At 37.8% G+C, this 24,145-nt stretch carries 22 protein-coding genes; 17 read left to right on the forward strand and 5 right to left on the reverse strand.

Going from position 1 to position 24,145, the window contains the following annotated elements:
- Window positions 1-190: 190 nt before the first annotated feature.
- The 4 genes from WAK64_RS19490 to plsY all read right to left on the reverse strand — a co-directional run bounded on the left by WAK64_RS19490 (window position 191) and on the right by plsY (window position 3,063).
- Complete coding sequence (locus tag WAK64_RS19490) at window positions 191-625, reverse strand: NUDIX hydrolase (RefSeq protein WP_336588730.1); 435 nt, start codon at window positions 623-625, stop codon at window positions 191-193.
- A gap of 186 nt (window positions 626-811) precedes the next feature.
- A complete protein-coding gene (locus tag WAK64_RS19495) occupies window positions 812-1,102 on the reverse strand; it encodes a HesB/YadR/YfhF family protein (RefSeq protein ID WP_336588678.1) in 291 nt (96 codons plus the stop codon).
- A 77-nt stretch (window positions 1,103-1,179) separates the two neighbouring features.
- Window positions 1,180-2,346, reverse strand: coding sequence for a CapA family protein (locus WAK64_RS19500; RefSeq protein ID WP_336588679.1), 1,167 nt, complete (start codon window positions 2,344-2,346; stop codon window positions 1,180-1,182).
- A 132-nt stretch (window positions 2,347-2,478) separates the two neighbouring features.
- Window positions 2,479-3,063: a glycerol-3-phosphate 1-O-acyltransferase PlsY gene (gene plsY, locus WAK64_RS19505; protein WP_336588680.1), complete on the reverse strand. Its 585-nt coding sequence runs from the start codon at window positions 3,061-3,063 to the stop codon at window positions 2,479-2,481.
- A 418-nt stretch (window positions 3,064-3,481) separates the two neighbouring features.
- Here plsY and WAK64_RS19510 point away from each other — a divergent pair, with 418 nt between their 5' ends.
- The 7 genes from WAK64_RS19510 (at window position 3,482) to WAK64_RS19540 (ending at window position 10,579) form a co-directional block, all read left to right on the forward strand.
- Window positions 3,482-4,774 (forward strand): purine/pyrimidine permease, encoded by a 1,293-nt coding sequence (locus WAK64_RS19510; RefSeq protein WP_336588681.1) that lies wholly within the window; start codon window positions 3,482-3,484, stop codon window positions 4,772-4,774.
- Window positions 4,775-5,412: 638 nt separating this feature from the next.
- A complete protein-coding gene (locus WAK64_RS19515) occupies window positions 5,413-5,721 on the forward strand; it encodes an alpha-helical endospore appendage domain-containing protein (protein WP_336588682.1) in 309 nt (102 codons plus the stop codon).
- Between the two features lie 42 nt (window positions 5,722-5,763).
- Window positions 5,764-6,765, forward strand: a complete 1,002-nt coding sequence (locus WAK64_RS19520; protein WP_336588683.1) for a right-handed parallel beta-helix repeat-containing protein — start codon at window positions 5,764-5,766, stop codon at window positions 6,763-6,765.
- A gap of 564 nt (window positions 6,766-7,329) precedes the next feature.
- On the forward strand, window positions 7,330-8,268 hold the full coding sequence (locus tag WAK64_RS19525; RefSeq protein ID WP_336588684.1) for a GNAT family N-acetyltransferase: 939 nt from the start codon (window positions 7,330-7,332) through the stop codon (window positions 8,266-8,268).
- 325 nt (window positions 8,269-8,593) lie between these two features.
- Window positions 8,594-8,821 carry a GNAT family N-acetyltransferase gene (locus tag WAK64_RS19530; RefSeq protein WP_336588685.1) on the forward strand — a complete coding sequence of 76 codons (228 nt, stop codon included), beginning with the start codon at window positions 8,594-8,596 and terminating at the stop codon, window positions 8,819-8,821.
- Window positions 8,822-9,297: 476 nt separating this feature from the next.
- On the forward strand, window positions 9,298-9,606 hold the full coding sequence (locus tag WAK64_RS19535) for an alpha-helical endospore appendage domain-containing protein (protein ID WP_336588686.1): 309 nt from the start codon (window positions 9,298-9,300) through the stop codon (window positions 9,604-9,606).
- A 34-nt stretch (window positions 9,607-9,640) separates the two neighbouring features.
- Window positions 9,641-10,579: a NosD domain-containing protein gene (locus WAK64_RS19540; RefSeq protein ID WP_336588687.1), complete on the forward strand. Its 939-nt coding sequence runs from the start codon at window positions 9,641-9,643 to the stop codon at window positions 10,577-10,579.
- Window positions 10,580-10,643: 64 nt separating this feature from the next.
- Here WAK64_RS19540 and WAK64_RS19545 read toward each other — a convergent pair whose 3' ends face one another.
- On the reverse strand, window positions 10,644-10,988 hold the full coding sequence (locus WAK64_RS19545; protein ID WP_336588688.1) for a hypothetical protein: 345 nt from the start codon (window positions 10,986-10,988) through the stop codon (window positions 10,644-10,646).
- Between the two features lie 282 nt (window positions 10,989-11,270).
- On the opposite strand from WAK64_RS19545, the gene WAK64_RS19550 reads away from it, so the two are divergent.
- The 10 genes from WAK64_RS19550 (at window position 11,271) to WAK64_RS19595 (ending at window position 23,803) form a co-directional block, all read left to right on the forward strand.
- On the forward strand, window positions 11,271-13,616 hold the full coding sequence (locus WAK64_RS19550; protein ID WP_336588689.1) for a xanthine dehydrogenase family protein molybdopterin-binding subunit: 2,346 nt from the start codon (window positions 11,271-11,273) through the stop codon (window positions 13,614-13,616).
- Entirely contained in the window at window positions 13,613-14,449 is an 837-nt protein-coding gene (locus tag WAK64_RS19555) for an FAD binding domain-containing protein (RefSeq protein ID WP_336588690.1), read from the forward strand. The genes WAK64_RS19550 and WAK64_RS19555 overlap by 4 nt, the downstream gene beginning before the upstream one ends.
- Window positions 14,446-14,910 carry a (2Fe-2S)-binding protein gene (locus tag WAK64_RS19560; protein WP_336588691.1) on the forward strand — a complete coding sequence of 155 codons (465 nt, stop codon included), beginning with the start codon at window positions 14,446-14,448 and terminating at the stop codon, window positions 14,908-14,910. Before WAK64_RS19555 ends, WAK64_RS19560 begins: the two co-directional genes overlap by 4 nt.
- A gap of 5 nt (window positions 14,911-14,915) precedes the next feature.
- Entirely contained in the window at window positions 14,916-15,857 is a 942-nt protein-coding gene (locus tag WAK64_RS19565) for an XdhC family protein (RefSeq protein WP_336588692.1), read from the forward strand.
- Window positions 15,858-15,859: 2 nt separating this feature from the next.
- Window positions 15,860-16,450 carry a nucleotidyltransferase family protein gene (locus tag WAK64_RS19570; RefSeq protein ID WP_336588693.1) on the forward strand — a complete coding sequence of 197 codons (591 nt, stop codon included), beginning with the start codon at window positions 15,860-15,862 and terminating at the stop codon, window positions 16,448-16,450.
- A 233-nt stretch (window positions 16,451-16,683) separates the two neighbouring features.
- A complete protein-coding gene (locus WAK64_RS19575) occupies window positions 16,684-17,094 on the forward strand; it encodes a CoA-binding protein (protein WP_336588694.1) in 411 nt (136 codons plus the stop codon).
- Between the two features lie 233 nt (window positions 17,095-17,327).
- Complete coding sequence (parE, locus tag WAK64_RS19580; protein ID WP_419465972.1) at window positions 17,328-19,304, forward strand: DNA topoisomerase IV subunit B; 1,977 nt, start codon at window positions 17,328-17,330, stop codon at window positions 19,302-19,304.
- A gap of 3 nt (window positions 19,305-19,307) precedes the next feature.
- Entirely contained in the window at window positions 19,308-21,731 is a 2,424-nt protein-coding gene (gene parC / locus WAK64_RS19585) for a DNA topoisomerase IV subunit A (RefSeq protein ID WP_336588696.1), read from the forward strand.
- A 156-nt stretch (window positions 21,732-21,887) separates the two neighbouring features.
- The gene (locus tag WAK64_RS19590) at window positions 21,888-22,952 is read left to right on the forward strand and encodes an ATP-binding protein (RefSeq protein ID WP_336588697.1); all 1,065 of its coding nucleotides are present in this window, start codon (window positions 21,888-21,890) and stop codon (window positions 22,950-22,952) included.
- Window positions 22,953-23,029: 77 nt separating this feature from the next.
- On the forward strand, window positions 23,030-23,803 hold the full coding sequence (locus WAK64_RS19595; RefSeq protein ID WP_336588698.1) for a hypothetical protein: 774 nt from the start codon (window positions 23,030-23,032) through the stop codon (window positions 23,801-23,803).
- The last annotated feature ends 342 nt before the right edge of the window (window positions 23,804-24,145 follow it).

Below are 24,145 nucleotides of genomic sequence, written 5' to 3' on the forward strand. Positions count from 1 at the left end.
CAGCTCCTATTCTACCAACTAAGTGGTCTCCAAGCTGAAGAAGAACATCGCCTGATCGGCTGCGCACTCTCGTTAACTAATTTCTAGGATTGGGTGCAAATCACAGAAAATGGTGAAGAGACAGAAATATAGAGTAAATCTACCTATGCTGTCTCGATGAATAGTTCCTATCAAGCCGAGCCGGTGAAGGCTACTCAAGAAAAAGCAATGGTTTGTCTATAGAGGGGACATACTTTATAAAATACTCTTTTGTTTCTTGATGAGTAAGTTTGGTTGTAACCTTTTCTTTCTCAACGAATTGTAGCTCGCCTATTTCAATATCATTCGGAATTAGTATAGAAGTATCACCTAAAAACTCGACGAGAAACATAGTTGTTTCCTGTTTGTCATAGCCGACCATTTTCTTTAATTTAGTTGGAAACGGAAAAGAAATGATTTCGTCAAATTGTTTAACAATTTTATATTCAGTTGAACCCGTTTCTTCTTTTAATTCGCGCATAAGTGTATCTCGTAAATCCTTATCACCCTCTTCGACTCCACCCTTTACGAAATCCCACTCTCCTTTAATCGCTTCTTTGCCATTATGAGTGTTGATTCTTGTTTTATGTACTAGTAAATATTTAATTGATGAACGATTATCGCTCCAACTGCTTTTCTAATCATGAATACCACTACTCTTTCTGATTTCAAATTTCTGGCGAACTTTTCATCCTATGACTTTAAGTATGTTACAGAAGTACACGATGAAGAAAAAAGCCCCATATGTCTTTTATGGGACTCTTTCATCTCGTTTATCCGAAGGCTTCCAAGTTTATTTTTTATATTCATATTCTGGCTCGTCCAAAGCCTCATTATATTGAACAAATAGATGATGACCATCAAAAAACCACTCATCTTTACTCTCAATATAATAGATGACCTCGTTGATTATGGTTTCTACACTAGCGTCAATCGGTTCTTCTTTCGCGATACCTAATGAAAAGGCTTCATGTAGTGGGCTGGAGCCCCCATACCTTACATAGAATCGGATATAGTCTCCAGGTTGAACGTCCATTTCATCTGTAAACCATTTTTGGGCTCTTTCTGAAACATATATATTCATAATGTCATTCTCCGTCCTTCTATTAAAATGTACGTAGGCTCATTTTATTTAACGATACGCTGATAAGTGTTGACTTGTTATCTAAGGGATGTAGTCATATAGGTACTCATATGTGAATTAACATCCACTACGGAGTGATTCGTTAACCCGAGCTTTTCCGCTTCTTCAAGTGGGTACATCATGTAACGATAGGTTGGGTCCTTGGCGACAAAGGTTGGTTTGAATTCAATCTCAGGATAGGTAATCGTAGTCTTTGTTCCTTCGACTGCTTTGTTTACTTTTACGTTTATAACTCCGCCTAAGTCCTTAGATTCACCAGTTTGGCCTGAAATAAAATTACCGAGTGAGTAGATGATGACTGCCTCTCGACCATCGACTGTTTTTCTTGTTTCAATAGGTTGAAGAACGTGAGGATGATGACCAAATATGATGTCCGCCCCAGCATCAGTCAGTTCTTGAGCAAGTGTTTGCTGATCCTTGGTTGGTAGAGCCTGGTATTCCTGGCCCCAATGAAGGCCAAGAACAATTAAGTCCACATCATTCTCCATTTTTACTTTTTCGATATCTTTGATTATTCGATTTTCATCAAGTAAGTTGACCATATAATCTTTTCCTTCTGGAACAGGGATACCATTTGTTCCATATGTATAAGACAATACTGCTAGGGATATTCCATTTACGTTAAACGTTCGAACTGTGTTTTGATCTTCTACGCTTTTAAATGCACCGGTATAAGGCATTCCGACCTCTTCATAGTAGGTAATGGCACTGTTTAATGCTTTCTCGCCTCTATCTAATGAGTGGTTATTGGCATTTGTCACCATATCAACGCCTGCCTCTTGAAGTGCATCAATAATTTCATGCGGGCTATTGAAGGATGGGTAACTCGATAACCCAATTTCCACTCCCCCTGGCATCGATTCTTGATTCGCAATTAAAAAATCAGGCTCTTGTAAGTACGGTTTTACTTTTTCAATCATTGGACGAAAATCATAACCTGAGTCCGTCTTCGCACCTTCATAAACACTATTATGGAGTAATACGTCTCCGATAGCTGAAATCGTTGCTTCTGTCGTGAACGATTTAGCCTCTAATTGAATCTCTTTATTTGTTATGGGAGTAGGGGTACGTTCTTGCGATTCGTTTCCTTGTTCAAAAAGATTCCTTAGGAGGAGCCCTATGCCAATAATGAATACGACCGTAATGATGACTCGAACTTTTCTTATTCTTCTTCTTTTTTTCATATGTATTCCTACCTTTTCGATTACTTCCTTCTCATTTTACCCGAAAAAAGCTAAAACTGGAAGGTCATCAGAAACGTAAAAAAGCCCAGTTTCCTGAGCTTTTTTACGTTTCTTCCTATGTATGAGGTGATGTTACAACCATTTTATTTTCGGTTCTGTCTTATTTTTAATCCGAACAATATTCGCTTTATGTCGGTAGATAACAAATATAGCTAAAGCTATGACAACGATTAATAGAAAAGGGTCATCTGTAAATAATGCTGCATACAGAACTGCTGTAATCGAACTGAGCATAGATGCTAAGGATACATATTTTGTTAAATACAAAAATAGAAATAAGATTAATAACATAATGCCGAAAAATAATGGATTATAGGCGAGTATAACTCCTCCAGAAGTTGCAACTGCCTTCCCACCTCTAAATCCTGCGAAGATAGGAAAGGTATGTCCTAATACCGCAATGATTCCAGGTATAAGCAAGTGTAGTTCACTGCCAAAAAATAATGGTAAGAGAGTAGCAACTGTTCCTTTTAAAATATCCATTATGGTTACGATTAAGCCAGCCTTCACTCCTAACGTACGAAATGTATTTGTACCGCCAAGGTTCCCACTTCCATGTTCACGAATATCCTTTTTATAAAAAAGTTTCCCGATGATTAAACCAGATGGAATCGAACCAAGCAAATACGCTAGTAATAGAATAATTGAAAATATCATTAGCATTGCTCCTTTAATTATCAGTCACCTGCGCATTTATTTTAGCATGAAAAAGAGAAAATAAGAAAGAGTTATTAGTGAATGTAGTAGTAAAATTGATACATTCGAATAGGAAAAGGCAGAAAATTGATAGGAACACTACTGAGCGAATGGACAATTTGTAGTCGGACGATCATTGTTAGTATAGGAAATTTATGAAATAGGGCTAAAAATTTTTAAATTAATATATTGATCAAAAAATTTTAAAAAATGTGTAAAATTAACATGGTCTATACAGAAACAAACAACTTCGATATACTTCTTGTGATAGAGAATATGAAAATAATTAAGTGCTCATTTTAAAAAGATAAGTGATTTTTTTCTATAGAAATGTAATTGTAAAATTGACTTAATCTATGTAGCAAGAAGGGTGAAATAAATGAATCAAGCTTTTACAGCCATTCAGTGGATGATTTTTATGTTGGCAGCGGCGATTGTTGCGCCGATTGCGATCGGAGAATTATATGGGTTTGAAGGAATTGAAAAAGCCGCATTTGTCCAAAGGACTATGTTTGTCTTAGGTGTTGCCGGTATATTACAAGGGCTAATTGGCCATCGCTATCCAATAAATGAAGGTCCTGCTGGTCTGTGGTGGGGGATTTTCTTAATTTATGCAGGATTTGCGGGTACTATCTATGCTTCAACAAGTGAAGTTCTTCAATATTTACAAGCAGGGATGTTAATTAGTGGTATTCTTTTTATTCTCCTTTCTACTTTCGGTTTTATTTCTGCTTTAACAAGCCTGTTCACTCCAACGGTTACATTTGTGTATTTATTATTATTAATCATCCAGTTGAGTGGAGCATTTATGAATGGAATGCTGGGAGTTAATGAGGATACGGGAACGGTTGATGGTGTGATAATGGTGGCAAGTACCTTTTTATTATTGTTAACGTTCTATTTTTCTAGCCATAGAATTCAGTGGATTCAACGATATTCCGTTATTCTTTCCTTATTAATCGGCTGGGCATCCTTTAGTTTATTAGGGAAGAGCCCGACTATTTCATCGATTGAATCAAATTGGATTTCATTTCCTGGTGTGTTTGTTTGGGGACTTCCAAAATGGGACGCAGGAATGATTGTAACAGGTATTTTCCTCACGTTGCTTTTAACAACGAATTTAATTGCATCCATAAGAGTCATGGAGCATGTCGTAGGGAATAACGGGATCTCTCTTGAAAAACGAGCTCGTCAAGGTGGGTTTGTTTCAGGAATTAACCAACTGATTGCGGGGACTTTTTCTGCAATTGGATCTGTTCCAATTTCCGGTGCCGCTGGATTTGTTGCGACAACAGGAATAAAACGAATTACCCCTTTCATACTAGGAAGCGGATTAGTGGTGATTGTGAGCTTACTACCTCACGTAATGAATGTGTTCGCATCCATCCCTCCGGCAGTTGGGTATACGGTCACTTTTGCTATTTTTACTAAAATGCTTGCTATGGCATTCTCAGAATGGAAAAAGGAATCCGACCTTGATAAAGCATATACTATTGCAGGCCCTGCTCTTTTAGCAGGAATAGGCGTCATGTTTGTTCCATCGACAGCCTTTACTCAATTACCAACAGTCGTCGTATCTGTATTAAACAATGGTCTTATTCTAGGAACACTAATCGCTATTGTCGTTGAACAGCTATATATGATTAATCAAAAGAGAAAGAATAGCGTTTAATATTAGAGGTCACCTTCCCTGCGTCCTATTTATCCATAGCACGAACTTTAATGTTCCCCACTTTTAAATAAAAGTGGGGTTTTTTTGTTCTCCTTTTAACTAAAAGTTTCTGATATTAGTGATTTGGATAAACAAATAGAAATGATGGGAACTATTGATGAAGAATCATTCTCTGCTTTATTTTGAATGCTAATTGAAAAAGAAGGAGTAAATATAGTTAGCGGTTGACTAGATTAACAGGCAAGTAGCGGTGGGTTTAATCGTTTTCATGCTGTACCAAATAAGTCTATATATGTATTTACATATAGGTATTAACGATGTAGTAGAAGGATAAGGTTGTCTCTAGGTTACATCAATGAAAAAAGAATTTTTTTCTTTCATAAAAATGAAGCGAATCTATTTTGGAAAATTAAAATGATGTGAGGAACTTCATGTCCCGTAAGCACTGGTAAGACGATAAAGAACGTATCAAAGCATTCATGGTAAGTTTCTTTTGTTAAACCCAACTGTTCTACATATGGACTCCAATGCGTAATAAATAACCCTATTTCCATTCAATCTAGTTATTCGTACAGGCAGTCCTTGTCCTTTCTCATAGTATAAATTGAGGAAAAAAAAAGAGAAAGGAGTTGAATCTAATGGGCCAACCGAATTTCCCGGATCCGTTTAATGGATTACCAGATTTAGATAAAAACCAAACGCTTTTATTTCTTCTCGCAACCGTAGGCCAAGAAGAGCTGGCGCTTGCACACATTATGAATGCGGAAGGTGAAAAAATTCAAGCAGCTGTTGCAGCTTTCGAGGATGATTGTTTAACGATTGAAGATTTACTTGCTGTTAATGATAATGTAAATGAAACATTAAAGCATGTTATAAAGAAGGAAATGCTTCTTCAATTTAAAGTAGAAAATGTTATAGAATTATTCGAAGTTGTCGAGGATTGTTAGCCGTTAACATTGAAAATCCGAATATAGAAAGGAGGGAAAAACATGACAATTTTTAGAGTACCTGAGGATTTCCCACAAGTACAAGATGTAATTGATAATATGATGCCACCTGTTCTTGAATCAGGAGATACGATTGAAGTAAGTGCAGGAACGTTTCAATCGTTCGTATTGAATGATATGGACGTTAATTTGAATAATTTAGAGCGTGTCCGCATCTCCGGCTGTGGAATCGGTAGAACTATCTTCAACGGAGGAGGTACAGGTGATGGTGTCGTGATAAATGGGTCTCCGCAAACGTATTTGAAGAATTTTACTGTTCAAGGTTATTCAGGAAGCGGGGTTCTCCTTCAATCTAATACTTTAAATGGCGATAATTGTGTCATTCAAAATGTTGAAGCAAAATTCAATGGAATTGGCTTTGATATTCAAACAAATGATAATACGCTCGTAAACAATAGTGCAAGCTCTCATACTACGGGTGAAGGCGACGGATTTGAGATTAGTGGAGAGAATAACTGCCTGTTTGAAAATACAAGTAATGAAAACATAGCAGGTTTTCATGTCACAAATAGTAACAATACGTTGGTTGATAATGTAGCAAAACAGAATACAGAGGATGGATTTCTGTTGGATGGTGATGGATCTAATACCACATTAGTTGGCAATTTAGCGCTTAAAAATAATATTGGAATCAACTGTCAAACAGACGACAATATGATTTTAGAAAATCGAAGCTGTAATAATACGTCCATTGGCATTGCTTTAGTAGGTGTAGATGCAGATATTGCAAATGGAAACCGTGTTGACTGGAATATTGTTCGTGGAAATGGAACAATGGGACAACCGAATAATGCGGGAATTTTCGTAATTCTTGGAGCGGGTTCCACGGTTCCAAATGCGATTACCTTTAATAAGTTAAAGTTAAATGAGAACTTCAGTATCCTTGATGAAGCTGGTTTTCCTGGTACACCTAATATTTATAATGGAAATGTGTGTACTGATAATATAAGTGACCCGGTTGAAGCGTGTGACACTATTAATTAATGTAACTACAAATGGTAGGTCTAAAATGAAGCTAGGATTTATTTCTCCTACCATTTGTATTTAGAAAAATACAATTTATGAACGTTCATGTTTGTAGTAGATTAACCGAATGTAAACATTGTTGGTTACGCTATTAAATGGAAAGGCTCCCTTATAAATTTCCATAAAGAATAGCGACTAGAGAACAGGAAGTATCCTATCTACTATTGTTGAGGCTATTCATTCATCATCAATAACGAAAGTGTATTCAGTGCTTCGTTATCCTGGCCCTCTTATCGCTTGAAAACATGAAACAGCAGAAAATAATTGTTCGATAAAATTAAGAGAATGAGGAAAAAATCAACGTAGTTGAACATTTATTTTACAAATTCTTTCTTTGGATGAATTGTCCATTCTACATATTTAAACGCTAAAATAAAGGGATTTGCTAAGTGATGTTGAATAGAATAATACAATGTTGAAAAAAGGGGCTGATCGTCATGATGATCGTTAAAAGGGAAAATCAAATCAGTTGTCAAGTAGTTCAAGAGGTGATGATAAGACGATAGGAAGGAAGTTTCCTGTATGACCAAAATAAAAAATAGGCATTATGTAATAAGAAACTACACAGAGGAAGATGCTGATAAGATTGCTCAATTTAATGTTGTTCTAATGCTTACTTATTGTTATAACGGTGATTATAAACCGGAGAATATCTTCTGTGCAGTAGACCAAGAAAACACGATCATGGCTGTTGGGCATTTGGAGTTTGATCAAACTTGGTCGATAATGAATAAAACAAACCAATCGATAGATTATGTATATAAATTAAATCTTGATATTTCGATTTCGAACAATGGTGAGTGGAGCAGTCTTTTACCTATCCGAGAAGAATTAATGAACTGTTTAATAACAAGGGCAAACGAAATCAAAAACCAATTTCCAGAAAGAAACATAAGAGTATGTCACAATATTTCGACGGATAAGATCAGTGATATCGATTATTATTTATCGAAAGGGTTTATGTCAAAGCGATCTCAATTTGTGATGAAGCGGGATTTAACGGAAGAAATCAAGAATGTGCCTCATTCAGATAAAATAAGAATCATCAATTGGAAGATGAAGACGAAAGAAGAAGAAAAACAATATCTTCGAGCGGAAGCGAAAGGGGACCTAGAAGGGATTTCCTGGAGTTTAAATCGATTGAGGTGGACAAAAGGTGGTCCAGAATGGGATACGTTTACAGCATTTGCAGGAGAAGATGTAGTCGGTAGTGTGATGACATGGGGAATAAGTGAGAATAGAAGTGCTACAGAAAGTATTTTTGTGCTACCTGAATGGCGACAAAAAGGAATTGCAAAAGCAGTCATTACAGAAGCGCTCAAGTTTCTAAAAGAAAAAGGAAAATCAGAAGCTACCCTTTGTGTATTGAGCGATAATTATAAAGCGATTGCTTTATACCAATCATTAGGTTATAAAATAGACAGTGTGTTTCTCGAGTTTGGATTTGACCTTTCATCATAATACCGATTCGAATGGGATTGATTTTTACTTGAACAAGTAGTGGTGCTTTATTTCAGTACCGTAATAAACAAGGAATTGTGTGAAAGAGTAGGGTGAGCCGTGCATATTGCTCCCCTACTCTTTTGATGTTCAGAAAGAATGATGTAACCTATTCATTTTGTATAACGATACGAGAAAATCATATAAACATATCCTTTACTTAAAATGAAAACGTACATTCTGGTAATGAAAGGAGAAATGAAATCTGTACAGCCTACTACTGTTACGTTAGACTTTTATCAATCGCATCATACAATTTCCCTTTTCCCCTTTAGAGGCGATCAATTTGTGTTCTGAAGAAGAAGAGCGCTTAGGAACTGTTATATTATTTAAACATCAACCAGCTGGCTTTTTCGTCCTACATGGCTGGAACGTCGTAAAAGTGTACAGTACGAATGAAAAAGCGAAATTATTAAGAGCTTACTTTATAAACCCTGCCTACCAAGGAAGAGGAATTGCCAAACAATCGTTGGAGTATTTATCTGAATTCATTAATGTTCCTTTTCCCCGTTAATCATGCCAATACGTGTATCAAAAGGGGGGTTTTGTAAACAAAGGCATTAGGGTGATGGGAAGAAAGGGTGAACAACTCGTCTTACATAAAAATCTATAATGATCTTACTCTATATAACTGGAGGAATATTCAATTTCTGACATTCAGGCTTAAATAACGGCAAACCAAAAATCCTGATCAATATTGTTACCTTAGAAGGACGAATGCTGAAATAGTTGACACAATTTTTTGTGAGTTAAGAATGAAAAGGGACATTTCTCTTATGGGTAAAATGAAAAGATTCATTACATATTTATTTTATAAGCGACGTCGTCGAGGACACGTCGCTTTTTTTATTTATTCAAAAAAGAAGATTGCTACATTCCTTGTTATAGTACAACAATATTTATGTAAAATAGACACCCGTCCAATCACTTCTGTTTATCAATTATACAATAGAGTGAAAATAAAAATTAATGAAAAGGGAGATGTTTTCATTGAGTTTACCAAATTTTCCAGATCCATTTCACGGATTACCGAGTTTGAATAAAACCAATACACTTTTATTTCTGTTAGCTAGTGTAGGACAGGAAGAGCTTGCCCTAGCACATATTATGAATGCTGAGGGAGAAAAAATCCAGGCTGCCGTTGCAGCATTTGAGAAGGATTGTTTAACCATTGAAGAGGTTATTGCTGTTAATGATAATGTAAATGATGTGTTAAAAAATGTGATTAAAAAAGAAATGTTGCTTCAATTTAAAGTAGAGAACGTGATAGAGCTATTTGAAAAAGTGGAGAAATGTTAACAATGTTACGTCGTAAATGGGGAGAACAGAAATCATGACAATCCACGTTGTACCAACAGATTTTGCAACAGTTCAAGATGCAATTACGAATGCAAATCCAGGAGATAGCATTCATATATTAGCAGGCATTTATGATGGGTTTACAGTGACGGATGATAAACCACGATTAAAAATTTACGGTTGTGGGAATGAGAAAACCATTATTTTTGGAAATCATATAGTTGCTGTAAACGCAGAGAAAACCGAACTACAAAAACTGACAGTTAGAGATTTTAACGGTGACGGAATAAAAGTGAATTCAAGTTTTAATTTTCTTCATCAAGTTAAGTCAATTGGTAATGAGAATGATGGATTCGAGATAAATGGTGACCATAACTTCATCTCAGATTGTTCTAGTTCATTTAACAGAGATGATGGATTTGATGTAAATGGAAACAGTAACTGTATTGTAGATTGTCACAGTCTAAACAATAGACAAGGTGGATTTTGCATTGATGGGAATGCTAATTTCGTTCTAAATAATATAGCGAAAGAAAATGGAAGTAATCAAACACAGCATTTCGGTTTTCTATTGGAAAATAATGATGAGAATACGGATGGAGGAGCATTCAATTTTCTTTTTGGTAACACAGCTCGTAAGAATATTGGAGCTGGAATCGTTTGCGAAGGAGCAGACAACAATAGTATCAAAAAGAACCGAATTTGTAAAAATGAATCGAGTGGGATTTTACTGACGAGCCAGGCTGATCAAAATGTGATTGACACGAACACCATTCGAAACAACGGAACTGGGGGATCAGGCTCTGGAATTTTCATTGCTGATGGTGCTGGTGGAGCGGATAAAGAGAATGCCATCAAATTTAATAGAGTGAAGAAGAATGTAGAACTAGATATTAAAATAGAAGGTCCTGTAGAAGAAAATATATTCGATGGAAATAAATGTGATAATAGTAATGGGAATGTTTGTAACTAATCAAGCAACAAAAACCGTCCTTCCCTAAAGGGCGGTTTTTGTTTTGTACTATACTCTTTAGGAATTAATTCACTTCATCAAAAAGCAGATAGTTATTTTCAGTTGTTTTGGCGACTAAATAATGGTCATAATTTTGAACGCTATAAATGACGGTTCCAGGTTCGAGCACGTTTGAGGTAAGGTTTTCGGTTGGATGAAATTGTTCATCAATTTTTTCGCTGATTTCGCCAAGCTCTTTAGACAACGTAAATGATTTCGTGTCGGGTACACTAACATAGATTTTATCATCAACAATCATCATTGGCCCGTACCCGCATAAATCATAAGGTGTGGCAGTCTCTTTCCCATTACAAGCCGTTAATAAAAGAATGCAGAATCCGAATATAAACAATAACTTCTTCTGTTTCATGTTTCCCCTCCTAAATTAAGTAGCTATGCTATAAGTAGTATTCAAGCTCGTCTTTGAACATGTATAGAAAAAGGACGAGGATTTCACTTTTTTACAGCACTGTGATTTAAGAAGAAAATTCATAAAAGATCAATGGATGATGTAGTATTGTTTCTCGATTTTTCCACCTTCTTTGGTTAGGATGAGGAGGACATGCTTTTTAGTTGAACTTCTTGTACGGATGTTCTAATTGGGCCGTTACTATCATACAACTAGAGAGAAAATGGGGGAAAGGGGGAAACGATGGATCAGTATAGATTAATAGGTAAAAGTATCCCTAGAAAAGAAGGGGAAAATAAAGTAACCGGTAGAACCAAATATGTTGATGATCACCCTGAGGCAGGTACCCTATTTGTTCAACTTGTGACAAGTCAATGTGCTCACGGTTATATTCGTAACATCAATACGACTGAGGCGTACCATGTCCCTGGTGTACTTCGTGTTGTGCTGGGGAATGACTTCCCTTACCCGGTTGGGTCAACCATTGTCGATCGACCCCCATTGGCGTTTGAAAAAGTTCGATATTTTGGTGAACCAATCGCTATGGTCATTGCAACTAGTGAAGTTTCTGCCAAAAGAGCGGCTCTTTCCATTCAGGTTACGTATGATGAATTACCTGTTGTGAATTCAGCCTTACAAGCCTATGAGAGCACTGCCCCGCTCGTACACGAAAATATTAATCAATACAAAGTGATGAAAGAGAGAATTCGCCCTGAACATGGGACAAATATTGCCAACCGAACAAAGGTAAGAAAAGGAGATACAGAAAAGGGATTTTCACAGAGTGATATCGTAATAGAAGAATATTTTACACTTCCACAATCGGATCATGCTGCCATGGAAACAAGAGGGGTAATAGCGGAAATAAAGCCCAATGGAGACGTAGAGATTACGTCAGCTTCCCAAAGCCCATTTGAAATTAGGAGAGATTTAAGTGATGCATTTGGTCTAAATGCAGGAAACATTCATGTGACAGTTCCATTAGTGGGAGGAGGCTTCGGAGGAAAGACCGCTGTACAGTTAGAGATTTTAGCTTATCTCGCTTCAGTACATGTAGGTGGGAGAAAGGTGAAATTACGAAACACGAGAGAACAGGATTTTATCACCTCTCCAGTCCATATCGGATTGGAGGCAAAAGTGAAATTAGGATGTACGAAAGCTGGGAGATTACAAGCAGCAGAGTTTTTATTTTTGTTTGATGGTGGTGCTTACTCAGGAAGTGGAGTGTTGATGAGTACCGTCGTTGCTCTTGATTGCACGGGCCCGTACTCAATTGAACATGTCACATGTGATTCATTATGCATGTACACGAATCACCCTTATGCAACGGCATTCCGTGGGTTTGGCCATTGTGAATTTAGTTTTGCTGTGGAAAGAGCAATCGATATAATAGCTGGTAAATTAGACATATGCCCGTTGGAATTTCGAATGAAGAATGCTATTACACCTGGAGATACAACTCCTTCACAAGTAAGAATTACACCTAGTAACATGGGTGACGGAATCGCTTGTTTAAAGAAACTTAAGGAATTGATCAACTGGAATGATGGGGTTGTATTCCATGAATCAAAAAATAAAGTGAGAGCCAAGGGAATTTCCTTCGTATGGAAAAACTCCTCTACAAGTGTAAATGCCGGAGCAGGTGCGACCCTCATTTTTAATGAAAACGGGAGTGTTACGATTAACTGTGGGGCTGTTGAAATCGGACAAGGAACGAAAACCGTGTTGGCACAAATGGTGGCAGAACGCTTAAAGATGGAGATAGAGGATGTGCACATAAAAATGGAGGTGGATACTCAAGTAGCCCCTGAACATTGGAAAACGGCTGCTAGTCGAACGACGTATTTAGTTGGAAATGCTGTATTGGCCGCGACGGAAGATGCAATGCAGCAACTAAAAGAAACAGCTAGTAAACTATTGGCTCTACCCTTAGAAAAGCTAGAAATAGAAAATAAAAAAGTATACGAAAAGAATGTTGAACGGAACTATATAGATTTTGCCCAAATTGCGTTTGGAATTGTTAACGAGAATGGAGAAGTAATAGGTCAACAAGTTATCGGAAGAGGCTCGTATGTGTTTGAAGGGTTAAAGGAAGCGAATAAGGATACAGGAGTTGGACAGTCTGGTCCTGAATGGGGTGTCGCCGCTCAAGCTGTCGAAGTAGAGTACAATCCGTCAACTCACACCTATAAGCTGCTTCAAGCAGTCTGTGTAATCGATGCGGGGAAAATATTAAATAAAAAAGGAGCCGAAACACAAGTCTTTGGGGCAATGAACATGGGAATAAGTTTCGCCTCACGAGAAGCCTTTTATTTTGACGAAAAAGCAAGAGTGTTAAATAATCAATTCCGTTCATATAAACCCATTCATTTTGGACAACAGCCCACTTATAAAGTAGCCTTTGTCGAAACACCACATAGTCACTCCCCTTTCGGATCACGCGCTATTGGTGAGCACGGTATTCTTGGCATGCCAGCCGCCTTAGCCAATAGTCTTTCAACTGCTGCAAATGTTTCACTTTACCGGTTGCCTATTACACCAGAGTCAATTTGGAGAGTAGTAAGCCATCAGGACGGTTTTTCGTCATGATTCCATTTGATTTCGAATATTTTCAACCAAGCTCAATAACTGAAGCCATCCAGCTTTTCCAACAACTTTATGAAAAGCAGAAAGGGCCTTTATATTACGGGGGTGGGACGGAATTCACAACACTCGGCCGGTTTATGGATTTGACTAGAGCGGTCATAGACATAAAGAAAATTCCAGAGTGTAACATAATAGAACAGAATGGTTCAGAGCTAGTCGTAGGAGCAGCACTAACACTTACGAAACTGGCAGAAGACGATAGATTCCCTCTTTTAAGTCAAGTAGTTGCCAATGTAGCTGATCGAACTGCACGAAATCAAATCACACTTGGAGGTAACATTAATGGGATGATCCCTTATCGGGAGGGGGTTTTGCCTTTTTTAGTATGTGATAGTACTTGTGTGATTGCAGGCAAAAACGGGCTTCGGTACGAACCAATCCAGCAGCTTTTTAAGAAAAGGTTACGACTAGAAAAAGGAGAGTTTCTTGTTCAACTGAGGACACCATTACGAGAAATAAACGCTCCCTTTTACTACGTGAAAAAAAGAAAGATCGACAAGATCGATTACCCGCTTATTTCCATGGCGTCAATTAAGAAAGAACATGTCATTCAATTCGCTTTTAGCGGGTTATGTGCTTTTCCATTCCGTTCCATTCCGATGGAGAAAACACTTAATAATCAACAGCTGCCTCTAAAAAAAAGAATCAATCAGGCGTTCTTAATGATCCCAGCACCGATTAAAGACGATATACGTGGTTCTAGAGCTTACCGTGAATTTGTTCTCCAAGAAATAGTCACAACGATGATTGAAACGTTGGAAGGAGGTACAGTGTGATAACAAAGCTTACCGTTAATATAAACGGACAAATAAGTGAAGCAGTCGTGAGGATGGCGGAAACACTTCTTGAAACACTTAGAGAACAATACGGTTTAACAGGGGCTAAACGAGGGTGTGAAAATGGAGATTGTGGTAGTTGTACCGTTTTAATTGATAACATACCGATAAAGTCTTGCATGCTCCTTACAGTAGAGACAAGAGAGAAAAAAATTGTTACGATTGAAGGTTTGCATAATACCCCTATACAACAAGCCTTTCTCGAGAAATGGGCCTTTCAATGTGGCTATTGTACATCAGGGTTTATTATGAACGCTCACTCTCTTATTCATCACCACCCAGATGCTGATGATGAGCGAATAGAAGATTGGCTAGGTTCTAACCTTTGTCGTTGCACTAGTTACCAAGAAATTAAAGAAGCGGTCAGCTCCGTCCTTAAAAAGAATCATGATAGGAGTTGACACGAGTGCATGATATTTTAGACATAGTGGTGAAAAAGCCGCTCCCAATCACGTTGGCGACGATCATTCAGACAGAAGGATCATCTTATCAAAAGGCAGGAGCCATGATGGCCTTCGACAAGAATGGAGAACAAATCGGCATGCTAAGTGGTGGTTGTATTGAAGAGGAGCTCTCACATTATGTAAATGACTTATCCCCTAATAAATGGGCAACCAAAGAGATAGATATGACAGAAGATAGCTGGTTTTCAGAAGCAGGGTGTTACGGTGTCCTTTATGTACTATTGGAAACGGTTGATGAAACCGTACAAGAGTTTCTTAGAAGAGTGGTCATGTATATCGATGCGGGACTTTCAGTGAAAATAGTGAAGCACTTAGGCAAATCCGAGACGTTATGTATTTGTGAAAATGGACACCACTTTGGTAATTGGCAAGGGGAGGTTGAAAAAGTGAAACACGTACGAGAGGGATTACATGGTTCAATGTATGTTCAAACCATCCTTCCTCGACCAAGGTTGATCATATTTGGTGCAGGAGAAGATGCAAAGCCACTCGTCTTATTAGCAAAGCAAAATGGCTTCTCGATTACCATTAGTGACTGGCGTGAAAGCCTGTGTACACCGAGGAGATTTCCTGAAGCCGACCATTTTTTCATCGGGTTTCCAAGTGAAATTTTTCATCAGTTAGCGATACAAAAAAAGGACTTTGTCGTCATGATGACCCATCATTTGGAGCGGGATGAAGAGTTGCTAAGATTACTTTCTAAAGAGCCTTGTCGATATGTTGGAATATTGGGATCAAAGGAAAGAAAAACTCGTTTATTTGCACAAATTAAGGAACCAGAATGGGTGTTTTCACCGGTTGGCCTTTCGATTGGTGCAAGAGGTCCAAATGAGATTGCTGTCAGTATAATGGGAGAAATTATCCAGCAATTAAGGAAGGCATAACGATGAAGATTATAGGTGTTTATTTGGCAGCAGGAAATAGCAAGAGGACGGGTCCAGGAATTCATAAACTTTATTTTCCCATTCAACAGATTCCCCTAGGAAATTTAGGGTTAAGATCTGCTCTCGCATCCAATCTTCATGACGTTATTGTCGTCACTAATGACGTGCACTGGATTCTTCCAAGTCTACGGGAAGATCGTATCATTATTCATTCATGTGAGCAGTCTACGTATGGTCCAGCCCACTCGCTGCATAGTGGTATTTTAGAAGCAGAACGTTTAGAGGCAGATGGAGTTTTGGTAATGCTTGCCGACCAACCGTTTATTACAAGCGAACTATTGAACCAAATTATGGAGCAATTTCAGTTGGACAAAAGCGTTGACTTTGTCGCCACTAGCTTCAAGGGGATTCCTCAGCCTCCTGTGTTATTTTCTAACCGGTTGTTTTCAAAGCTAAAATGCCTATCTGGGAATAGAGGAGCTCACTCGATTTTAAAGGACCCTCAATATAAAAGGAAAATACTTTCCTATGATCAACCAGAATTACTGCGAGATATTGATACTTGGGAAGACTATTTATTCTTTAACAAATAATTATAGGTGTGTATGATACGATTAGCTTATTAAAACGGGTAGATTTGTACAACACGCTTTTTTCTTTTCTCCTATTATTTTGGTTAGCATTTACGTCTCTTTTTTTATAGTTTTTCCTCTTGAATAGATAGAATCCTTTCTTTTTTTGTAAAATATGTATACGATAAGGAGGAAGGAATCCTTTCTATTTAGAATGGTTGTACAAATAGAAAAAGAGATAGGAGTGGTGACCAATGATTGAAAACCCTTCAAGAGAAGAAATAAAGCAAATATTACATAAGGCAAAAACAATTGCGGTTGTCGGTTTAAGCGGAAATCCTGAGCGAACTTCTTATATGGTTTCAGAAGCGATGCAAAACGCAGGATATAAAATTATCCCTGTTAATCCGACAGTTGATAAAGTTCTAGGCGAAAAGTCAGTCCGATCATTAACAGACATTCAAGAGCATGTGGATATCGTCAATATTTTTAGACGGCCTGAACATCTACCCGAAATTGCTAAGGATTTCGATAAAATGGATGCGGACGTATTTTGGGCACAACTCGGTGTGGTCAATGAAGAAGCTTATGAATTTTTGAAAGAGAAAGGCTACACAACCATAATGGATCGATGTATTAAAGTGGAGCATGCTTTAACAAAATAGGAAAGTAAAGCAAGCAAAAGCACGAATATGCTTGCTTTTTTCGTGTTTTTTTTTTTAGAATACGTCATAAAGGGCAAGGATTTAACGAAAGAGGATTTGCCAAATAAAAATAAAACAGTAAAATAAAGCATAGACCATAACAATACTTATGATAAAATAAGAATTCGAACATTCGTTCTGATTTGATAAAAACTACTAATATAAGCTATCTATAGGCATTAATTGAAAGGGGAATGGATTTGGTAAAAGGAAGAAAAAACATGGATTACAATGATGAAGCAATCCAGGTACTTGAAGGCTTAGAAGCTGTCCGAAAAAGGCCAGGGATGTATATCGGCTCAACGGACGCAAGAGGGCTTCACCATCTTGTATATGAAATCGTAGATAATTCAGTCGATGAGGCACTCGCCGGTCATGGTGATCATATCATTGTCACAATACATAAAGATAATAGTATTTCCGTTCAAGATCACGGGAGAGGGATGCCTACTGGCATGCACAAAATGGGAAAGCCAACTCCAGAAATTATTTTAACGGTCCTGCATGCAGGCGGAAAATTTGGACAAGGGGGCTATAAAACGAGCGGAGGACTGCACGGTGTTGGAGCTTCTGTCGTGAACGCTCTATCAGAAAGTTTAGAAGTGACGATTAATCGTGATGGAATTACGTATCAACAACGTTTTGAAGACGGTGGAAAACCGGTGACAACGTTAGAAAAAGTAGGTAAATCGAAAAAAACAGGAACAACCATTCATTTTAAGCCAGACAAAAAGATATTTAGTACGATTACTTACAACTACGATACGTTATGTGAAAGACTTCGCGAGTCTGCATTTCTATTGAAAGGATTAAAAATCGAAATTATTGATAAGCGTCATGATCGACAGGACGTATTTTATTATGAGAATGGAATTGAAGCCTTTGTTGAGTACTTAAACGAGGACAAGGATTCCTTACATAAAGTGGTTTCTTTTGAAGGTCAAAATGCTACTATCGAGGTCGAGTACGCCTTCCAATTCAATGATGGTTTTTCTGAAAATGTTCTTTCATTCGTTAATAATGTTCGAACGAAAGATGGAGGAACACATGAAGCTGGTGCAAAAGCGGCTATGACAAGAGTTATAAACGAATATGCTCGCAAAGTACAATTGTTAAAAGAGCGAGATAAAAACCTTGAAGGAACAGATATTCGGGAAGGACTAGCAGCTGTCGTATCTGTTAGAATCCCTGAGGAACTTCTTCAATTTGAAGGTCAAACAAAAGGAAAACTCGGTACAAGTGAGGCACGTTCAGCGGTAGATTCTGTTGTAAGTGAACATTTACAGTATTTCCTTGAAGAAAACCCTGACATGAGTTCATTATTGATCAAAAAAGCGGTCAAAGCGGCGCAAGCGAGAGAAGCAGCTCGAAAAGCACGAGAAGATGCAAGAAGTGGGAAAAAACGAAAGCGGTCCGAGACGGTCCTTTCTGGAAAATTAACCCCTGCTCAATCACGAAACCCAGAACGAAATGAGCTTTATTTAGTCGAGGGGGATTCTGCTGGAGGTTCTGCCAAGCAAGGGCGCGACCGGAAATTCCAAGCCATTTTGCCACTGCGTGGGAAAGTAATCAATACTGAAAAAGCAAAACTACAAGATATTTTTAAAAACGAAGAAATCAATACGATTATTCATGCGATTGGGGCTGGAGTCGGTAATGATTTTAATGTTGATGACACCAACTATGACAAAGTCGTCATTATGACAGACGCTGATACAGACGGCGCTCATATCCAAGTCCTTTTGATAACGTTCTTTTATCGTTACATGAGACCGCTTCTAGAAGCGGGCAAAGTATTTATTGCTTTACCGCCGTTGTATAAAGTTAGTAAAGGAACGGGAAAAAAAGAAGTGATTCATTACGCTTGGACAGATGAAGAGCTTCAAGAAGCAACGAAAAAAGTAGGTAGAGGATATATGATTCAACGATACAAAGGTCTTGGCGAGATGAATGCGGATCAGCTTTGGGAAACTACAATGGATCCAACGACACGAACCTTAATTAGAGTGAAAATTGATGATGCCGCAAGAGCCGAAAAACGAATAACAACATTGATGGGGGATAAAGTGGAACCTCGTCGTAAGTGGATTGAAAACAATGTTGCCTTCGGTTTAGAGGAAGATGCAAGTATTTTAGAAAATGAAAATGTTATGGTCGCAGAGGAGGAATAAATCATGTCAACACATGAGAAATATCAAGACATGCCACTTGAAGAAGTGTTAGGCGACCGGTTTGGGCGTTATAGTAAATATATTATTCAAGATCGTGCATTGCCTGATGCAAGGGACGGGCTTAAGCCTGTCCAACGAAGAATATTATATGCGATGAATGTAGAAGGAAACACGCATGAAAAAGGATTTCGTAAATCTGCAAAAACCGTCGGAAATGTCATCGGAAATTATCACCCACACGGTGATACATCCGTGTACGATGCAATGGTACGAATGAGTCAGGATTGGAAGTTACGTAATTTCTTAGTAGAGATGCATGGAAACAATGGAAGCATCGATGGGGACCCACCAGCTGCGATGAGGTATACAGAAGCCCGTCTTTCTGCCATTTCTACAGAACTATTACGTGATATTGAAAAAAACACTGTAGAATTTATTCCTAACTTTGATGATACCGCCGAAGAGCCAACCGTTCTTCCTGCACGATTTCCCAATCTGTTAGTCAATGGCTCAACGGGGATTTCTGCAGGTTATGCTACGGAGATTCCGCCGCACCAGTTAGGTGAAGTGATTGACGGAGCAATCATGCGTATGGATCACCCAAAATGTACTGTCGAAGAATTAATGAAAGTCATTTCTGGTCCAGATTTTCCAACAGGTGGAATCATTCAAGGAACAGATGGAATTAAGAAGGCGTATGAAACAGGTAAAGGGAAATTTGTTATTCGAGGGAAAGCGGAAATTGAGGATATTCGTGGAGGGAAACAACAAATCGTTATAACCGAAATCCCCTTTGAAGTCAATAAAGCCAACCTTGTAAAGAAAATTGATGAATACCGAGTCGATAGAAAAGTGGAAGGGATATCAGAAGTTCGTGATGAAACCGATCGAACAGGCCTTCGTATTGTTGTGGAGTTAAAGCGTGATGCTAACGCAAACGGAGTATTAAATTACTTATATAAAAATTCTGATCTTCAAATTACATATAATTTTAATATGGTGGCAATCCATAATCGACGCCCTAAATTGATGGGGTTACGTGAACTACTTGATGCCTATGTCGCACATCAAAAAGAAGTAGTGACAAAGCGTTCTCAATACGATTTACAAAAAGCAAAAGATCGCGAACATATTGTCGAAGGACTAATGAAGGCATTGTCCATTTTAGACGAAGTAATTCGTACAATTCGTGGATCAAAGGATAAAAAAGACGCAAAAAAGAATTTACAGGAGAAATTTTTCTTTACTGAGCCCCAATCAGAAGCCATTGTGTCACTACAGCTTTATCGATTGACGAACACGGACATCACTGCTTTAAAGGAAGAAGCAGAAGAATTAGCAAAAAAGATTAAAGAATTAACCGACATTCTTCAAAATGAAAAAAAGTTATTGGTAGTGATTAAGAAAGAACTTAGAGCCATCAAAAAGCAGTTTAACGACACACGAAAAACGAAAATTGAAGATAAAATCGAAGAATTAAAAATTAATTTAGAAGTTCTCGTAGCTTCTGAAGATGTGATGGTCACAGTCACGAAAGATGGCTATATAAAGCGTACAAGTTTACGATCTTTTGCTGCATCGAACGGGCAAGATCTCGCGATGAAAGAAACGGATCGTTTATTAGCTCAATTCGAAATTAACACAACGGATAAACTCCTAGTATTCACGAATAAAGGGAATTACTTATATTTCCCTGTTCATGAATTACCAGATATTCGCTGGAAGGATCTCGGCCAACATGTTGCTAGCTTAATTTCGATTGAGCGAGATGAGCAAATCGTAAAGGTTATTCCAATTAAAGATTTTTCAGCTAAACAATATATGCTATTTATAACTAAAAATGGCATGGCGAAAAAGACAGAGTTAGCTCAGTATCAAGCACAACGATATTCTCGGCCACTTGTTGCTGTTAACTTAAAAGGGGATGATGAGGTCGTAAATGTTCATCTTACTTCAGGGGAAGAAGATGTCTTTTTAACGACACGTACCGGTTTTGCTCTCTGGTTCTCAGAAGAGGAAGTAAATATTGTTGGCCCTCGTGCCGCTGGAGTAAAGGGAATAAACTTAAAGGATGACGATTTCGTTGTTTCAGGAAAATTGATTTCAAAGGATGCATCAGCTGTGGTGATTGTTACACAACGAGGTGCCGTCAAAAAAATGAAACTAAGTGAGTTTGAAAAAACCTCAAGAGCGAAGCGTGGTGTCGTCCTTCTTCGAGAATTAAAGACAAATCCACATCGGATTGCCTCTGTGGAAATCGTCAAAGCAAATGATACGATTTCGATTCTAACTGACAAAGGCATCAGCGAGGAAATCAAAGTTTCTGACTTACGATTTAATGATCGTTATAGTAATGGATCGTTTGTATTAGATGAGTCAGAAGCAGGTCAAACGATTGAATCGTGGCTATTGGAAGATCCGTCCTGAAAGAAAAGGTGAAAAAAGGCACCTAGAAAGGTGTCTTTTTTTGCTGAATATACAAAAAAAAGGCCGTTCTATGTAAAAAAAAGGATGAAATTACATTGAATTATGATACGATAGAATTAAGTTGGAATTTTCAGAGTTTTAGGGAGATGAGTCTATTTGGAACGCCAATTAACCACTACTAAAGACCCAACAAGTGTTAAAGAGTTTTTTATTTCGTCTTTAGCAGAAGCAGATGAAAATATAGTATTAACGATATTAGATGAAAACGGGATTTACAAATATGTTTCACCCAATATAGAAAGGCTCTTAGGCTATCCACCAACTTTCTTTGGAGATAAACATTGCAACTATTTGATTCATCCTGAAGACTGGCATGACTGGATGATCAATGAAACGCAAAATTATCAACGTTACTCGTTTATTCAATATCGAATGATTACGCATTCGAATGTTGAAATTTGGGTTGAGTCGTTATTTATTATCGTACCATCTGCTACCATACGCGAGTATGTCATCCTTTCACGAGAAATTACGAAACGAAAGCAAATGGAAGATGCATTAATTCAAAATGAAAAGCTCGCTGCTATTGGGAAACTGGCTGCTGGAATAGCTCACGATATTCGGAATCCACTTACATCGCTTAAAGGGTTTTTAGACTTAATGATTTCCGGGATACAAGATCCTATCTATTTACAAATCATGAAAACAGAAATTGAACGAATTGAACTGACCACAAATGAATTAATGCTACTTGCAAAGCCATCCAAAAAAGAAGTCATGCGCTTTGATATTCAACAAATCATTCGTGATACATTAATGCTTTTAGATACTGAGGCGTTCAAACAGCAAGTACAATTTCGAAGTGATTTTCATGAAACACCCGTGTACATAAATGGTGATCCTTATCAAATAAAGCAAGTGATGATCAATTTTGTCAAAAATGCAATCGAAGCGATGATGAAAAAAGGAGTCATTGAGATTTCAGTCACTCAATTAGAAGAAGCCTGTCAAGTGAAAATTAAGGATGAAGGATGCGGGTTAACGAAAGAAGAGTTAAATCAAATTGGACGCCCCTTCTATACTTCAAAAGAGCAAGGCAATGGTTTAGGGCTAATGATGTGTGAATATATCCTCCGTAACCATAAAGGATTTATGTCATTCTCGAGTGAAAAAAATAAGGGAACGACCGTAACGATTCAGCTCCCACTTTCACATAAATAAATAATTGCTATTATTACATAATACTTCCTTTCTTGGAGAATATAACAGAAACGAACTTCAAGAAGGAGAGAGCTTACATGCATAAAGAACTACTCTTTGCTTTTGTAGCATTTTTCCTTATGTCACTAAATGTTGTTGTCGGAGCCAATACGTTTGAAATACAGCAACAAACAGGTGAGATCGTGATAGAATCGTGGCAGAAGGATGTAACAGGTGACGGCCATAAAAACGTCATCACGCTTTATGGAACGCCTTATGATGAAGATAGTCCATACTTTCAAAAGGTTTGGTCCATTGTCCAAACGAAAGACGGACAGAAGCTTCGAATGGATTATGATTCAGGCTATAACCCTACACTGCAATTTGTTGATTTAAACCATGATCAAGTGCTCGATGTCTTTTATTCTAGTGCAACAGGTGGTAACGGAGGAATATATCATTACGCAGCTCATTCAACAAAATCAGAAACGGTCGAAGATTTAGCCGTTCCAGACCCTTTAACGATTGTTGGAAAGTTTAAACAAGACTATCAAGCTGTCGTCACCTTTAAAGAAACGGGCAAGTCGTATCAAATAAACTTAATGGACCGGAAAAAGAATTACGATTTATTAAACCTATATGAAAATGGAACGCTTGTAAAACCAACGAGACTTATGATTGCTCCCTTTACATCACTAGAAGTCGTCAACATAGATAACGAAACAGGCAAAGGTTTAAAAGGAACACAGCTCATTAGTGGGGCTTATCATGCTGATTCGATTGGGGTCGCACAGTCTGAGTGGTATTTCGAAAAGGGCAAGTGGAAGCTTAAAAAAATGAACTGGAGCCCACTGCAAGCGTCAACTAGATAATGAAGTTAGGACTTAACGAAGAAAGAGGGCCACAACAGCGTTTGTGGTCCTCTTTCTTCGTATAAGTCACTTACACGTCTATTTTGTTAAAACGAAATAAAGTGCTCGTAATGTTGTAGATGGAAATAAAGCACTTGAGTAATCAGTCAGAAGGAGGTATCAACATAAGAATAAACCTATTAAACTTTTTAATTGGACTTTAATAAGGTAGTATTGGTTAGATAATAAGAGTTTAATAGGGCTGCTCCGTATCGATTGAACGTATATTTAATAAAAGGATATCAAGACTGTTTATTCCAATCGAAACAAAGGCATAGTCCTCAGGAATAAAAGGCTTATGAT

The organism is Bacillus spongiae, assembly GCF_037120725.1.
Lineage (GTDB): Bacteria > Bacillota > Bacilli > Bacillales > Bacillaceae_K > Bacillus_CI > Bacillus_CI spongiae.

Coding starts and splice junctions, on each gene's coding strand:
- WAK64_RS19510 (WP_336588681.1), top strand. CDS start 3,482: ATGAATCAAGCTTTTACAGCCATTCAGTGGATGATTTTTATGTTGGCA.
- WAK64_RS19595 (WP_336588698.1), top strand. CDS start 23,030: ATGCATAAAGAACTACTCTTTGCTTTTGTAGCATTTTTCCTTATGTCA.
- WAK64_RS19545 (WP_336588688.1), bottom strand. CDS start 10,988: ATGAAACAGAAGAAGTTATTGTTTATATTCGGATTCTGCATTCTTTTA.
- WAK64_RS19570 (WP_336588693.1), top strand. CDS start 15,860: ATGAAGATTATAGGTGTTTATTTGGCAGCAGGAAATAGCAAGAGGACG.
- plsY (WP_336588680.1), bottom strand. CDS start 3,063: ATGATATTTTCAATTATTCTATTACTAGCGTATTTGCTTGGTTCGATT.
- WAK64_RS19515 (WP_336588682.1), top strand. CDS start 5,413: ATGGGCCAACCGAATTTCCCGGATCCGTTTAATGGATTACCAGATTTA.
- WAK64_RS19520 (WP_336588683.1), top strand. CDS start 5,764: ATGACAATTTTTAGAGTACCTGAGGATTTCCCACAAGTACAAGATGTA.
- WAK64_RS19555 (WP_336588690.1), top strand. CDS start 13,613: ATGATTCCATTTGATTTCGAATATTTTCAACCAAGCTCAATAACTGAA.
- WAK64_RS19575 (WP_336588694.1), top strand. CDS start 16,684: ATGATTGAAAACCCTTCAAGAGAAGAAATAAAGCAAATATTACATAAG.
- WAK64_RS19550 (WP_336588689.1), top strand. CDS start 11,271: ATGGATCAGTATAGATTAATAGGTAAAAGTATCCCTAGAAAAGAAGGG.
- WAK64_RS19540 (WP_336588687.1), top strand. CDS start 9,641: ATGACAATCCACGTTGTACCAACAGATTTTGCAACAGTTCAAGATGCA.
- WAK64_RS19525 (WP_336588684.1), top strand. CDS start 7,330: ATGACCAAAATAAAAAATAGGCATTATGTAATAAGAAACTACACAGAG.
- WAK64_RS19500 (WP_336588679.1), bottom strand. CDS start 2,346: ATGAAAAAAAGAAGAAGAATAAGAAAAGTTCGAGTCATCATTACGGTC.
- parE (WP_419465972.1), top strand. CDS start 17,328: ATGGATTTGGTAAAAGGAAGAAAAAACATGGATTACAATGATGAAGCA.
- WAK64_RS19495 (WP_336588678.1), bottom strand. CDS start 1,102: ATGAATATATATGTTTCAGAAAGAGCCCAAAAATGGTTTACAGATGAA.
- parC (WP_336588696.1), top strand. CDS start 19,308: ATGTCAACACATGAGAAATATCAAGACATGCCACTTGAAGAAGTGTTA.